The sequence below is a fragment of the Bacteroides sp. MSK.18.37 genome (genome assembly GCF_019129155.2).
Lineage (GTDB): Bacteria > Bacteroidota > Bacteroidia > Bacteroidales > Bacteroidaceae > Bacteroides > Bacteroides ovatus.
In genome coordinates this window covers 2434224-2449743 of record NZ_JAHOIB020000001.1, presented here as the reverse complement: position 1 = coordinate 2449743, position 15520 = coordinate 2434224, and the positions used below count along the sequence as shown (strand labels likewise).

Below are 15520 nucleotides of genomic sequence, written 5' to 3'. Positions count from 1 at the left end.
TATTTTTTGTAGCTTTGCTTCGGATTTGGAAATGAGGTTATTCAGTTATGCTGCAGAAAACGAAAGGAATAGTTCTTCATACGTTGAAATACAATGATACTTCTATCATTGTAGATATGTATACGGAGTTGTCCGGCAGAGCTTCTTTCCTTGTAACAGTGCCTCGTTCGCGAAAAGCGGCTGTGAAATCCGTACTTTTCCAACCGTTATCTTTTATTGAGTTCGAGGCTGACTATCGGCCTAATGCAACACTTTATCGTGTGAAGGAAGCGAAATCTTTTTATCCATTTTCTTCCATACCTTATGATCCGTATAAGTCTTCGATGGCACTTTTCCTGTCGGAGTTTCTTTACAGGGCTATCCGGGAGGAGGCAGAGAACCGTCCGTTGTTTGCCTATCTGCAACATTCTATCATTTGGCTGGACGAGTGTGGAGAGGGATTTGCCAATTTTCATCTGGTTTTTCTGATGCGTCTTTCGCGTTTTCTGGGGCTTTACCCGAACCTGGAAGATTATCATACCGGCGATTACTTCGATTTATTGAATGCCTGTTTCACTTCCATTCGTCCCCAATTACATTCTTCTTATATCAATCCTGAAGAGGCCGTCCGTCTCCGTCAGTTGATGCGCATGAACTATGAGACCATGCATCTTTTTGGTATGAGCCGTGCGGAGCGTACTCGTTGCCTGACGATTATGAATGATTATTATCGTTTGCATCTGCCTGACTTCCCGGCATTGAAATCACTGGAGGTATTGAAAGAACTGTTTGATTAATTAGTAACTTTTCTCCATTCAACTGTTCTAGCTAGTTTTCATTCTTGAAACACGAGTGCGGTGCTTTTCAATTCTGTCGTTCCCTTGTCGTGTCGAGTCCATTTACTTGCCATATATTGTTTTAGCAGTGTTTTAGCGTCCGCCACTGTATGCGGCAATTAATCAGGTGATAATAACACTTCTTAATGCGGGTTTGTATGCTGTTCCTGAAAATATATGTTACTTTTGTCCGTAGAGAACAAAAGAGAATGAACAAGAGAGAAAACAATATGAAAAGATTCCTATACCTGACGGTCTGTCTTCTCATCCTGGGGGAGTTTTATGGTTGTAACGGAGACGTATTTGTCGACGACTTCCGTCCTTCCGATTCCGAACTGGCGCTGGACGGGAACGGGGATGTTGCCACTATTCAATTTGCAGCTGCCAATTGGGATTGGTTAGCAATGTATACAGCTTCTAGTCTTCCCGTTCAATATAAAGTATATGATGCGGACAATCGCTTGGTAACAAATGACCAAGGTCCATCGCTGAACGGATTGGGAAAGATTGTGTGCACCGGAGAGATGATTGATTTCACCATCGAACGTGTTCATCCCGAAGAAGTGAAGATAACGGTGGGCGAGAATGCCCTTTCCGCTCCTTTTCAATTCCTGCTCACGGCAAGCAACGAATATGAGTGGCAGGAGATACACGTCGAGATTTCTCCGGGAGACAGATATGTGATGGATAGTATCATTTATTCTTTGAATGCATATTCTTACGATCCGGAAAACAAGATAGAGAAAAAAGAAGGCGTCTCCTTTCATAACTTAACAGATGTTTCGTCTACATACACGTTTTTTCCTTTCGAGTCTTTTTACCATTTTATGAGGTTCAAAAGCGATGTGCCCGAAGCTTTTCAATTACTGGGCGAAGCCGGTCTGACAGTGGAAATACCAAGTATGAAAGACGGATATTTAGTGATGAACGGCAAACGGGCGCCATTCATTTCTGAGCAACAAATGTTGCCTTGCCCTAGTACGGAACAGAACAAAGACATAATTCCTCCTCGGACTTCTCGATACTACACCTTATCGATGATGTATGATTGGTTGGAAACGAGATATACCCTCTATGTTTCTCACTCCAAAACCAAGAAACAACGAATCGTAACCGGCACGTTGCATAGCGAAATGCCTGTAAAATATTATATAACACACAAGGATATACCTTTCAACAACTAGCATATCAATGATTAGAAATAGGAACGCCATACGGTTGCTGTGCCTCTTTTGCCTTCTGGTATATCCGGCAATCAACGCAAATCTGGAAGCCCAGACAATCATCGGACAACGGAACGACAGCGTCAGCCATTCCCTGATCCGCCATCAGCTTGGCTTTGACATTCGTCCGGGCTATATCGTCTCCACCCATAGTTTTCTGCAAGGAGACAATATGCAGCAAAAGAAAATCGACCAATCGCTTTCTTTCCATCTCAAGTACGCTTTCAGATTTAGCAAAGAATCCAATCTCGGCAGGCTCTTTCCTCATACCTATCAGGGCATTGGCGTTTCCTACCAGACCTTCTTTAGTCCCGTTGAATTGGGAAATCCGGTGTCGGTATACGCTTTTCAAGGGTCACGTATCGCGCAACTGTCGCCCCGTCTGTCGCTCGATTACGAATGGAACTTCGGAGCTTCTTTTGGCTGGAGGAAATATGACGAACTATCCAATCCGCAAAACGTGTTGATTGGCTCCAAGATCAATGCGTACATCAATCTCGGCTTTTTGCTGAACTGGCAAGTTCACAAGTACTGGAAATTGGCGGCAGGTGTAGATCTCACCCATTTTTCCAATGGAAACACGCATTATCCTAATGGCGGTCTTAATGTTATTGGAGGAAGAATCGGCATCGTACGCACTTTGGACGCGGATGAGGCACCCGGTTCCATCACTCCTAGACGGCTCTTTATAAAGCCTCACGTCAGCTATGACTTGGTGATCTACGGAGCCACCCGCAAAAGAGGACTGATTGGAGACGATGTGTCGAGTATGATTCCTGGTTCGTTCGGTGTGGCGGGCATCAATTTCGCCCCGATGTATAATTTCAACAACTATTTTCGGGCAGGGCTTTCTGCGGATGCGCAATATGATGAGAGTGCCAATCTTAAGGAGTATAGAGTGGGCGAGTTTTACTCAAGCGATTTGAAGTTTCATCGTCCTCCTTTCCGTAAGCAATTTGCCATGGGGTTATCTCTTCGGGCAGAACTGGTGATGCCTGTTTTTTCTATCAATGTCGGTGTCGGTCGGAACCTGATATACAGCGGTGGTGATATGAAAGGGTTCTACCAAATTCTGGCTCTCAAGACTTACATTACACGCCATTTGTTTCTGCATGTAGGGTATCAGTTGAGCAAGTTTAAAGACCCCAACAATTTGATGCTGGGGCTTGGATATAGATTTCATGATAAACGATGAAAGGGTAATCTGTATTTGTATACATTTGTTTCTTATCTATTTGTTTCTTATGTTGGCGATTATCCCAAGATTTACATCTTTATATTTTAATCCATTAAGTTCAAATGTAATTCCTCCGTCATTATTAACTAAGAAATATCCATCAAAATTTGTATTTTTACTAAAGTTGCAATGGAGGTAAGTTGAATTATCTTCATTAATTGCATAACCGTCTACTAGAAAAGCCAGTCTATTTCGATCTCCTACTAAAACAGGATATAGAGAAAGTAACGACTTTTTTACTATATCTAAATTCCAACTCTGATCTTTATCACAAACCAGCCCACATTGAGAAGAATTCAAGGCTGCAGATATTTTATCTGTTGGAGTTTCCATGGCAACAACGGCATTTACAATAGAAGATTGTGGCCATTTGTCATCATAGGCTTTGCCCCATACTGGATATGTTCCAATAGTGTCATATATGTATTTGGATAAAATTCCTGCTAACTCCCACCATTCGGGTACTGTGTCGTTTTTCTCCATAATTAATGTTTCCCAATTAATATACACTCCGTTAATGCTTATATATGGTTGTAGGTAAGCCATTGCTTGAGCAATGCTTATAACCGCTTCTCCTGTATAATAGTTATCATACCATGCTGATCCCGGTCTACTTCCGACTCCTTCAGCATATTGTACCCATGCTTTGGGTAATAAACGATTGTGTGGTGCACTTTGTGACCATTGGGTGCTACAGAAAGGCACAATCATCACACTTACTTCTCCTGGTATAGGGTCAACAGGGTAAGAACGTGTAGACAATGCGTTTTTATAGTTTTGGATTTTATCCAATAAAGTATTCTTCGCCATTTGCATCATAATATTCGGCCCTAAGGAGACTTGATAAAGCGAATCATTGAATGAAGGCATATATGCGAGTACTTCTTGAAATCTTTTATCTCCAGAAACAATAATTCTTCCATTTTCCAGACCATTATTTATCTCTATTTCATAAACCAAGGGGAGTTCTTCACTTGATAAAGCTCTTGTTTTTTCAGAAGCGTGTAGTCTGTATGTGCTTTTTACACCAAATGCGGTATTATTATCCCTAGTTTGTGGTTCGGATGTTACAGATTCGTGAAATGTTTTGGCAATTGTAAGTGCCTCACTTTCTGACAAATCATAAAGACTACTATTAGTTTCTATATTAATCTCTTTGTCTAGTTCCTCTGTACATGCTGAAATTGATACAGCAAAAATGATACATATAAATATGTTTTTTCTCATAATGTTTTTGTTTACTTAATTATTCAATTGCTGATAGAAAACATTGGATTTTTGCACCTCTTACAGATGCATTCGGATATTTTGATTTATACTTTTCAGTAAAGTCTAATACAATGATAATTGCATGGTCGTTCACTACGGCAAATCCGTGTTTAGATATGCTGTTGTTAAAGTTTAAGGTAAGGCTGTCTTTATCCCACTCGTAGGTTCCGGCCTTTTTATTATTGTCATAGTCGGATGAAGAATAATCAATTTCCACAGCTTTAGTATCTTTATCAAAAGAGTATAGTATTCCCGTTTGGTTCTTGGCAATTTCTTTTAATTCGCTCTCTATTATTTCTTGAATGTGCAGGTCACCACCATTTATCCAAGTGCTGGAGGAATCTCCTTTTTCTATGAACTTTCCGGAAAGGTAGTCGGAAACAACTTCAATCTCTACAAAATTATCAGGATTTCTTAAATCACGCAGATATATGGAGGTGTTTCCTACACTGTTTCCTGTGATTAGGATTGCCTTCCTGTCATTTTGCGGTTCAACTGTTGCTATTCGGGGATTCTCTGACTGTAATCCAAACCCCATTGGGAATTTTTCTAAATCAGACAATATATATACAATTCTTTTTTCTCCTGCTAAAATATGTATGGAGTTGCTACTTAATTCAATGGATTCACAATTTAGTTTGTCTTCGTTTGAGCAGCTAATTATAAATACACAGAATATCAGAAATAACAGTTTCACTTGTCTATCTACTTTTTTATCGATCAAAATGTAAGCCCTCCTAATTGAATTATTCCATTATCCTTCCAGATATAATTAACTTTTACTTCTGTGATACCAGCATCAGGATATCGTTGCTGATATTCTGATGTTTTGTCACTCTGTAGGATATATCCGTATCCCACCAATGATATTCCTGTAGCAAATTTAAAACCGAATTTCTCTGTTTTATCGTCATACATTAGGGTTAAAGAGGTAATATTCCATTCGTATGTTCCTTCTCTGAATATTCCCGAATCAGTTTCCATTGTAAACTTTTTGGTTTCCTGATTGAATGTATAAGTAGCACCAATGAATGGTTTCTCTTTTTCTCGTAACTCAACTTCTATCTCTGGGGGAATTCTTAGATCCACTGCTTTTATTATTACTCCCGGATAATCAGGGTTACCTTTTAGCGGAATTCCCCAATTGACAATTTCCGGACTGTTGAAGTATTTGACATATACGGAGATTTCACATGCTATCTTATTATTGTCAGTATCGATAAGTCGTATCATGGTGCTTCCACTTTTGTAGGTAGTGATGCATACGCTCATTTCGTCAAGAATAGCAGTCGCAATTTCTTGATTTTCTGATTCTAACCTATAGTTGTGCTCTGTTAAGTCTGTTTCTATAATGACATGCCATGTGTCTCCTTCCCATATAGAAACTGATTTCTTTTCAACTTCGTATGGTTCCTCTTCAGAGCAACCATACGAAGATGCCAGTAATAATACAATTAGTAAAACTCTACTGATTCTCATAGTCCGGTTATTTTCTAGTTATATTATATAGCATAGTCATTTCCTGCGTGTAATATGCAATATTATTATTATCGTCGTCTGGAAATACAACATCGCAATCCTGCAGGTCATTACTTGTTCTAAAGTAAACTCTAGATCTTTTCCCCCATCCCATATTTACTGACCAGTAATGGTCATATCCGGCTTGGTGCTGACGCTTCGTAATAACAACCCCATCGATTAGCCATGCGTGTCCTCCCCCATTACCTAGAATCTTACCATTGTCGTCTACAATATGTCCGGGACCACAAAGAAAAACAGGTTTTCTTTCAAATAAAGATTGTTTTGCTAGATTGCCATTAAACTTGTTATTTTGGTTCCCGTAGAAATTAACCATACTCTTTAAATAATTTATGGTATTGATTGTAGGAGTTTCTGTTTGAGTAATCACTGATTTTTTATATGTTTTTCCTGTATTGACATCTAATAAGTCCTTTTCTTCATAAGAGGGGTGTGAATCTGTTGCTGTGGCAATCTGTGCAAATAATCCTGTAATCATATTTACCAGATCTTCAGGTGAACTAGCTTCTGGATATCCTTGGGTAAATTTGATGAATTCGACTGATGTTGCATAATCCCAGTCAACCTTTTGACTATTAGCTAAATACATGTCTGGTTTCACTATGCTGAACAATATTCCGATTGCTACATTGGCACATCCTACAGCAAGATGCCCTTCACGCTCACCTCCATATCCGTCGTAGATCATCATTATAGGCCTGCCGTAGTTGTATGGATCATTCTGAGTCCATGAAACTTTAGATAAAGGATTGACAAAACCTACTACATTGGATTGAGGTCTGCTTACGCCTCCAGACTGATTTCCAGGATTATTATTTCTAGTTGATATCTCATCCGTTGTTATAATTCGGTCTTTAAAGTCAGAATAGGAAACATTTTTCTGCGGGATGTTTAATTGTTGGGCTATTTTATGTAAAGTGGAATCCCTTTTTGTAGATCTCATACATTCTATTTGCTGGATATCTAAAAAGACATTTTTTTTAGATAGTTCCAATAGATAACGTGCTTCCGTGGCAATTTCGGAATGCGAAGTATAATTGTCCACATAGTAAAGAACTTCCGGCACTCTCTCGTCTCCACATATGACAGCTAGACTTTTATTTCCCTCATTATTGGATAATTCAACCTCGAATATTGGAACTGTGGGCCCTTTGGATGTTGTCGAGCGGGTATCGGCTATATTTTTAATGATGTTGTTTTCCTCGGCAACATAATACTTCTTTCTTATAGATATTTTTGTTGTTTCAGAGTTTCGTGTAGCTATTTTATCTCCAACTTCTATATTATTTTGGAAATTAGCAACAATATTGCTGATTTCTTCTATAGTCAGTTCTTGCGGATTGTCATACGCAATGCTAGCGAACTCTTCTGGAGTTAAAACTATCTGGTCATTTTCAGCTTTTTCATTATCAAACTTATTGGCAATGTTGCTATCTGTACATGATGAAAAAAGAAAGGAAATGATGAATAGATATATTAAGTATCTGTTATTTAGCATATTGTGTCTATTTAGCATAAATATTATTTAAGTAATCCATCTTATGAGCCCATTCTTGAACGGCATTTGCCTGAAAATATGTGTTGGCATTGCTGTCCAATTGGTAGAATCCAGTACATTCATCTGCCCATCCTAAATTAGCGTGCCAATAAACATCGTTTCTTTTCACTAGTTCGCGAGTCGAAATGGCTTTTTCTGTAACCAGTATACCGGATATGATGAAGGCGTGATCAGAAGTTAACATTAGAACCAAATGCTTATCTCGTAATGCTGCCCACGCCATGTCACCATTAAAAGCTGCCTTAGCTTGGTATTTAAAGTATTTGTTCATTGTCTTTAGCATATTCTGTTCTGAAACTTCACTCGAGATAACAGCATTATCCCAGTCTTTTTTAGATGTGGTTTTGTTTTCGATATAGAGGTCTAGAATTAGGCGCTGGGCATCAATTATGCCTCCTGCGCCTGGGTCATCTAATTTAGGGGTCTTTGTCATTTGATCCCAATTGGGAATGAAAGTCATACCTGTTTGTACTTCATACTTTCCTGTAGGGATTAGAAATGCAACTGGAGGCCTTTTATTACAGTGAGTATATGTCATCATCTGCGCCATAGCAATATTCACACATCCAGCAGGAACTGATGTGAAATTCTTTCCTCCATCTTGTGTTCTTACCCAGTCTCGTAAACCATCTCTATCTATATTAGAGAACCATCCATTATAAGGATCCTCTTGTCCCCAATTTGTTTTTACTAGAGGAAATATAGATTTGTCATGATAGATTTGCATTTCTATATCTCCTATTTGTACAGCAGTTGATCTGGTTGTAGGTTCTGCATCAGTAATAGTTATATAGTTTTTGACTGCCTCATAAGAAACCTCATTTATAGGTATTTCCAGTTCTTTACTAATCTTTTCAAGTGTTGGAAGTCGTAAAGAGTCTACAGCTTCTTTCATCTTTATTGTATTATAGAGATAGCTTGCTTTTGAAGCATGTAATAGTTTACTAGCTCCTGTTTGCTCCATCATTTTTTCACTACTACATTTAGGAATGAAGGCAATGAGGGCAGGAAAATTTGCATTCGCTGAAACTATAGCACGACCGATAGAAGAGCCATTACTAAATTCGATTTCGCAAATTTTCGATGTGATATCGTCATTGTTAATGGCTCTTGTTGCTTGCTCTTGTTTTTTGAATTCTCCCTCTTTATTAATAAAACTCTCTTTTACAATCTTAAAGGAAGTTGCATTGCTTCTTGTCGTTGTTCCGTTTTGCAGATTAGCAAAGGCACTTACCATGTTGAAAAGAGTTTTCTCTTCCAAATCTTTTGTTTCATCATAGGAGATGCTAAAGACTTCATCTTGTGTTAGTTTGACTTTCTTTTGAGAGATAAAATCTTCTGAAACATCATTCGTACACGAATAGATGGTGAATAGGCTGGCTATTGCACATAAAAAATAGAAATGTTTTTTCATATTTTTAATTATTAAGTTGCGTAATGATTGTATGTTTGTTACTTTTATGGCATTGAGTGTTCAATTTCAAACTCTCCAACTAAAGTCATGTCTTCTTCTATATAAAGAAGCTCATAATGACCGGTTTTGTAGCCTGTTAAATTAATTTTATAAGTCTCTTGCCCATTAGGGGGGATTATCACACCTTGGAACATGATGTTTCCTTGCTGATCTTTTACTTGGAAGATGACTTGTTTGTCTACGTTTTCTAAAAAACGAACTTCAATAGTATTTTCGTAGAGAATAGCTTCTATAGGAATAGGAACTGGTACTCCTCTGTGCTGATGCCATCTTTTGATAACTAAACGCTTAGCTCTATGCTCTGATAGAGTATTGGCTTCTATCGTTATAAATGAAATGCCAATTAATAATAGTACAATACTTAGCTTTCTCATATTTTTAATTGTTTTCTGCAAAGTTATAGAGAAATGAAGGGGTGCACAAGCAAAAGATGTTTTTCGGCGTGGACAAAAGACTGTTGATAATCAGTGGCTTATGCAATTTTGCGTGGACAACTTCTTAAACTGTAGTTTATTTCCTACTAAAATGAAGGTATTAGTGCATATTCTCAATCAAGTACTCATATAATGTAGTATTGTCATTCAGCAATGCAATGTTCAGTTTTTCTCTAAGTCTAAACCGTTTCTTTCTTACTGAATCACTTGCAATATTTAGCAACTTTGCTTCTGTGTTAGTATCAAATCCGCACATACATAAACAACAATACAAAAAATCTTGTTCTGGTAAGTTGGGACATAGACTATATAAGTATTTAGATAAATTTGGATAGATATATGTTATTTCATCTGCAATGAGTTCCCATTGCTTATCTGTTATTAATGGCTTATCATTTCTTGGCTTATTTTGTTTGGCTAACCGTACCAACTCTTTAAATGTTGGTGAATTTTCTAGAGACTTATGTTGTAGTTCCTTATAATTGCTAGTTAAAAGAGCTATTTCTTTCTCTATTTTATTATAGTTGTCATCTTTTTCTTTAAATGTGTCTAATAACTTTTTTTTCTCTTCCAATTCTAATGAAACATAGGTTAAATCTGTTTTTATCCGGTTTAATTCATCTTGTTGTCTGTGTATTTTTTCTTTTGCTTGTTTTCTATATAGTAAATACACTATCATTATTAATAATAAGCATGAAATGCAGATAACTGAAAATATAATGTAGCTTTGTTGTTTAATCTTTAATCTATCTACTTCTTGACTGATTTTTAAATGATTATATTTAGATTCTATGTTTAATATCTTAGATTGGCTGTCAGCGTATACGATAGAATCTACCATGTCAACATATTCTTCCAGGTAGGCAAGCGCTTCTTTATAGTCTCTCTCTGCATTATGGATTTGATAATATAAATAATTGATGCTACACGTATATTGGGGGTCATCTTGTGGAATTTTAGATAATAGTTCTTTAGCTTTATCTATAGAATCAGTTGTGGTATATAAGTCAATCAGTGCTACATAATCAGGCATTTTTTCTTTTCCCGTCGATAATGCTTTAAGAAAGTACTTTTCGGCTTTATCATATTCTTCTCGCATTACATAGATATTTCCTAAAGCATTATTTATTGAAGCGGTAACTTCTATATCTTTAGTATTAGCTGCTACGGAATCGGCAATAGTCAGTATTTCTATAGCACATGATAATGAGTCTATACATGCATATTCACGTCCTATGTTTTTTAATGCGCAGGCATAACTATCGGTGTTATTTTCTTTTTTAAAGCATTCGGCAGCAGTCTCGTATTTTTTGATAGCTTCTGTGAACATGAATTTTTCTCGATATAGATCGCCTATATAGTCATAGGTATATCCAATGAGGTTATTGAGCTTGTTTTTTCCTGCAATGTCCAGCGCATTAGTATAAATAGACATTGCTTTATCATAATCTCCATCAGCAAAATAGGAACGACCTAAATAAATCAAAATTTGCACTTGCTCGTCAGGGCTACCATGTGAGGAATACCAGTCATAAGCTCTTTCTAATTGGTAAGTTGGTAGGATACTATTAAAAATTTCGTCTGTAATCTTACCTGATAACATACACCAGCGTGCAAAAGCTTTGTCGTCTAGTTTTTCAGGAGATGATATACTTTTTAGTAGGTTGGATGCGCTGTCAGGATTTATGGCAATGGCTTTTTCTACTTCATTTAGCAGTCTGTCAGATACGGATTGTTGTTTGTTGCATCCTGATAGCACTAATATAGATGTTATAATTATAGCAATACTCTTTCTCATTTGTCTGTCGTGGTTTAGTTTCGTTGTAAAAGTAATCTTTATTTTCTATATTATGCTCTTTTATAGGGAGATTCTTTTAGTTCGGGAAATAATATTAGTACTGTCTATATCATACATCATATTAATTTCAAATGTGCTTTTATTTTATTAAGTTCATGTGATCTAATTTGATTATTTCCCAGCTATTAATAGACTCTTTCTTATTTATAGTGAGAAAAGTTCCTTTCTATTAATACCTAAATTACTTTACTATAATTCTAAACTTGTTTTTCATTAATCGTAATCTATAATTGCAAGTTGTAATTATATAAATGAAGCTTTTGATTTTATAAATGAAAGCTTTGTTTATAAAAACAAAAGCTTCATTTATAGATTACCTTTAATGTAAGTAATCTTTTCTATTAGTGAAAAGGAAGTTTGGCATTAATAGAGAATAAGTTTATATCTAATAGATTGGAATCAGTCTATTAATCAAAATTCGGCAGAAAGGTATAGTGAATCGGGTGAAACCTATGTGAAAGGCAGCTCTTCACCCGAAATCCCTTTATTCATCGATGTTTCAGAGTGGTGAAGGAGGTGAACGTCATGTTTAAAGAAAAGTTGCAGATGTGTGTAAGATAAAACATCTTGCACGCATCTGCAACGGTATCTTGCACAGGTTTATACTGCTATTAATCAAATAGATAAACTCTGGTTAGTGTAGGGTGCAAGATAAAATCAAAATAATAAAATCTTCTGTGGAAGTCGCAGAGGTTATCCCAAAAGCTCTTTCACTTTTGCAGAAATGGCACGTCCTTCTGCAAGACCTGCTAGCTTCTTGGAGGCAACTCCCATTACTTTACCCATATCTTTACCGCTTGTAGCACCTGTTTCAGCGATAATTTCCTTCAATGCAGCTTCCAGTTCTTCGGCAGTCATTTGTTTCGGCAGGTATTTCTCCATAACGGCTACCTGGCCTAATTCTACGTCAGCCAAATCCTGACGACCCTGTCCGATATAGATTTCAGCAGAATCTTTTCCTTGTTTCACAAGTTTCTGGATAATCTTCAGAGCAGCATCATCTGTCAATATATCGTTAGCTCCCGGGGCAGTCTTAGCTTCCAGGAAGAACTTCTTTATATTTCTCAAAGTTTCAAGGGCTACTTTGTCTTTCGCCTTCATTGCGGTTTTAATGTCTTCGCTGACTTGATCGAATAAATCCATACTATTATAATTAAAAATTAAAGATTAAAAATTAGATCTGAAGCCTGATTTTGCGAGTTTATAATTTTCGTTCTTAGTTCTTTGTTTAGAACGTAATCACACAGTTGTCATCTGTAGCTTCTTCCGTGGCTACTTCCTCTTCCAGAGCGGCTTTCGTCCGGATTTTGGTAAGAGTAGTCTTATCACGCATATAAGTGGGAGAATCTTCTACCATGGCGATGATGTCGTCGTTGTCCAGATCTTCCGTATTGAAAAGATAGATGTGTCGGCGTTTGCGGAGGCTCTTGCTTCCGATGTTGCTGGCACTTTCGCCGTATGCCTTGCGGATACGTTCTTTGTTCTTCTCTTTCTCTTCTTCCAGTTGCAGTTGACGTTCTTCCTCTTCCTGGCTGCGTGCAGCATGCAAGCTGTCCATTCCGGGAACGTCTTCCACACCGAATCCGGTTGCCAATACGGTGATTTTTACTCTTGTTTCCAGTGAGTTGTCGATGGCAACACCCCAAATCACTTCCACCCCTTCGCGGAATTTGCTCATGAACTCGTGTATCTCGTTCATTTCCTCCATCATCAGTTCCGACGACGGGCAGAAAGATACGTTCAACATTACTTTCTTGGCATTGAAGATATCATTGTTGTTGAGCAACGGAGAATGCAGGGCATCGTCGATTGCTTTCGTCACACGATTTTCTCCTTCGCCGAATCCGGTACTCATGATTGCTACTCCACCATCTTTCAGGATGGTTTTCACATCGGCAAAGTCAAGATTGACTGTACCCCGCATGGTAATAATCTCGGCAATGCTCTTGGCAGCAATGGAAAGAGTATCATCGGCTTTGCCGAAGGCGTTCATAAAAGTAAGGTCGGCGTATATTTCGCGCAGGCGTTCGTTGTTGATAACCAGCAAGGCATCAACATGCTGGGCGATACGCTCTACGCCGTCCAGTGCCTGGATAATTTTCTTTTCTCCTTCGAAGATAAAGGGGATGGTGACGATACCGACAGTCAGAATATCCATTTCCTTCGCAATGCGGGCGATGACCGGTGCAGCTCCTGTTCCGGTTCCTCCTCCCATTCCGGCGGTGATGAATACCATCTTGGTGCCGTCGTTCAGCTGGTTTCTGATATCTTCTATACTTTCTTCGGCGGCGTCGCGTGCCCGTTCGGGACGGTTGCCGGCTCCAAGCCCTTGCGTGATGCTACGGCCCAGTTGCAGTTTCACCGGGACAGGTGATTCGGCTAATGCCTGGTTGTCCGTGTTACAAAGAACGAACGTTACATCATGGATGCCTTCCCGGTACATGTGGTTTACAGCGTTACCACCACCACCACCTACACCAATCACTTTGATGATCTTCGGTGAATCTGTCGGGAAATCGAATTGTACTATCTCGTCCATATCTTGATTGAATTATGAATTACGAATTATGAATATTGATTAACAAGCTGCTGAAGGTTACTTCATATCGTCGTCGGAAAAGATTTCTTTCGTCAACGAATCGATCTTGCGTTGAATCCAACTCGGACCTGCTTCTCTTTTCCGTCTTTCTTTCTCTTCCTTTTCCTTTTGCTTGCGAAGTTTTTCCGCTTCTTTGGCGGCTAGCTTGGCTTCCCGCTCTTCTTCTTCTTTCTTGAGACGGGCGATGCGGGCCTGTTCTTTCAGTTCCTGATCGTCCTCAAACATATCCACTGTCTTATGCACTTCCGGCTCCGGTTTGGAGACTGATGGTGCAGGAGCAGCTTGCGGAGCAGTTTCCGTCAGGCAGCAGTTCTGGTTACCTTCAAACAGGAGCCCGAACAAAGTGTTCTGCGAACCGTCTTTCTTCAGTATGTTGTTGGGCGCATGAACCGTATTGCGTGGGAGTTTCGCCATCCGTATCTTTTCTATCTTGCTGCGTTTGCGCAAGGTTTCGTCCAGATTCTTCAGGTTGGCGGCCCCTCCTGTCAAGATGATTCCTGCCAGCAATTTGTCCTCGTAGCTCGATAGTTGTATCTGGTTCCATACGTTGGCAACGATTTCCTCGGCACGGGCTTCGATGATATTGTTAAGATCCGCCACTTTGATGATACGGTTGTCATCATCCAGTTTGCAGGTTGCTTCTTCCTGTTCGGGGTCCTCTTCATAGAGGGCGTCACCGTAGGCTTTTTTCAGGCGTTCGGCTTCTTCCTCCTCCATTTGCAGGGTGGTGATGTCATGCGTGATGCTGTTGCCTCCCAAAGGCAATACAGTCAGGAAACGGAGAATGTTATTCTTATATACAGAGATGGTAGTTGTGTCTGCTCCGAAGTCGATCAGTGCACAACCCGAACGGCGTTCGCTTTCTGTCAGTACGGCATTTGCGGTTACTAACGGAGCGATCAGTTGGTCGGCAATATCAATTTTAGCCTGTTGGAAACAGTGCTCCAAGTTCTTACGTACGGAAGCACGGGCAACGATATTGAGGAAACGTCCTTCGATGTGGCTTCCTACCAGACCTACCGGATTGGCTTGCAGGTTATTACCTACCTTATATTCTTGTGGAGCTACGTCCAATATATCCATATCGACCACCGGGATGGCAATGTTCTCATCACCGATAGCGCTTACAAGCTCTTCGGATATGATAGCTTCTTCCTCCAGGTCGCGGCTTACTACATTGCGGACGGTGCGGAGTGATTGTCCGCCGATGCCTACATATACCTTGGCAATTGAGTTTTTCAACTCACCTTCCAGTCTGTTGATGATTGAAGTCAGGCTTTGCGCTGTCTTGTCCAGGTTAAAGATCACTCCTTTACGAATGAACGTAGAAGAGTCTTCCTGGGCATACGCTAATACCTGCATGCTTCCGTCACTGTTCTTTTTTCCGGCCACACCGGTTATCTTCGATGAACCAAGTTCAATAGCGGCGATAAATTCTGTTGTTGCCATAGGGTTATTTTATTTACTATTTTACTATTTACAATTTACTATATAGAGAGACTGTTTACTTATCA

General features: G+C 39.1%; 13 protein-coding genes. 3 read left to right on the top strand and 10 right to left on the bottom strand.

The annotated features are described in order from the left end of the window. Positions 1-47 precede the first annotated feature (47 nt). From recO to KSX81_RS10240, 3 genes are all read left to right on the top strand, one after another. Entirely contained in the window at positions 48-776 is a 729-nt protein-coding gene (recO, locus tag KSX81_RS10250; RefSeq protein ID WP_022200135.1) for a DNA repair protein RecO, read from the top strand. A 269-nt stretch (positions 777-1045) separates the two neighbouring features. After that, on the top strand, positions 1046-1999 hold the full coding sequence (locus tag KSX81_RS10245) for a hypothetical protein (protein WP_117513792.1): 954 nt from the start codon (positions 1046-1048) through the stop codon (positions 1997-1999). A gap of 7 nt (positions 2000-2006) precedes the next feature. Beyond that, positions 2007-3233 (top strand): acyloxyacyl hydrolase, encoded by a 1227-nt coding sequence (locus KSX81_RS10240; protein WP_217725625.1) that lies wholly within the window; start codon positions 2007-2009, stop codon positions 3231-3233. Between the two features lie 36 nt (positions 3234-3269). On the opposite strand, the gene KSX81_RS10235 is transcribed toward KSX81_RS10240, so the two are convergent. From KSX81_RS10235 to ftsA, 10 genes are all read right to left on the bottom strand, one after another. Then, complete coding sequence (locus KSX81_RS10235; protein WP_195442641.1) at positions 3270-4502, bottom strand: C10 family peptidase; 1233 nt, start codon at positions 4500-4502, stop codon at positions 3270-3272. Positions 4503-4521: 19 nt separating this feature from the next. Continuing rightward, complete coding sequence (locus KSX81_RS10230; RefSeq protein ID WP_217725626.1) at positions 4522-5241, bottom strand: hypothetical protein; 720 nt, start codon at positions 5239-5241, stop codon at positions 4522-4524. A gap of 23 nt (positions 5242-5264) precedes the next feature. Continuing rightward, a complete protein-coding gene (locus tag KSX81_RS10225) occupies positions 5265-6023 on the bottom strand; it encodes a hypothetical protein (protein ID WP_217725627.1) in 759 nt (252 codons plus the stop codon). Between the two features lie 7 nt (positions 6024-6030). Then, positions 6031-7581, bottom strand: coding sequence for a C10 family peptidase (locus tag KSX81_RS10220; protein WP_004322468.1), 1551 nt, complete (start codon positions 7579-7581; stop codon positions 6031-6033). Between the two features lie 7 nt (positions 7582-7588). Next, the gene (locus tag KSX81_RS10215; RefSeq protein WP_004298218.1) at positions 7589-9055 is read right to left on the bottom strand and encodes a C10 family peptidase; all 1467 of its coding nucleotides are present in this window, start codon (positions 9053-9055) and stop codon (positions 7589-7591) included. Between the two features lie 44 nt (positions 9056-9099). Further along, entirely contained in the window at positions 9100-9489 is a 390-nt protein-coding gene (locus KSX81_RS10210) for a DUF3244 domain-containing protein (RefSeq protein WP_004298217.1), read from the bottom strand. A gap of 160 nt (positions 9490-9649) precedes the next feature. After that, positions 9650-11347 (bottom strand): tetratricopeptide repeat protein, encoded by a 1698-nt coding sequence (locus tag KSX81_RS10205; RefSeq protein WP_004298216.1) that lies wholly within the window; start codon positions 11345-11347, stop codon positions 9650-9652. Positions 11348-12100: 753 nt separating this feature from the next. After that, a complete protein-coding gene (locus tag KSX81_RS10200) occupies positions 12101-12550 on the bottom strand; it encodes a GatB/YqeY domain-containing protein (protein ID WP_004298215.1) in 450 nt (149 codons plus the stop codon). An 85-nt stretch (positions 12551-12635) separates the two neighbouring features. Then, positions 12636-13946 (bottom strand): cell division protein FtsZ, encoded by a 1311-nt coding sequence (ftsZ, locus tag KSX81_RS10195; protein ID WP_004298214.1) that lies wholly within the window; start codon positions 13944-13946, stop codon positions 12636-12638. Between the two features lie 57 nt (positions 13947-14003). After that, a complete protein-coding gene (gene ftsA, locus KSX81_RS10190) occupies positions 14004-15455 on the bottom strand; it encodes a cell division protein FtsA (protein ID WP_004298213.1) in 1452 nt (483 codons plus the stop codon). Positions 15456-15520: the final 65 nt, after the last annotated feature.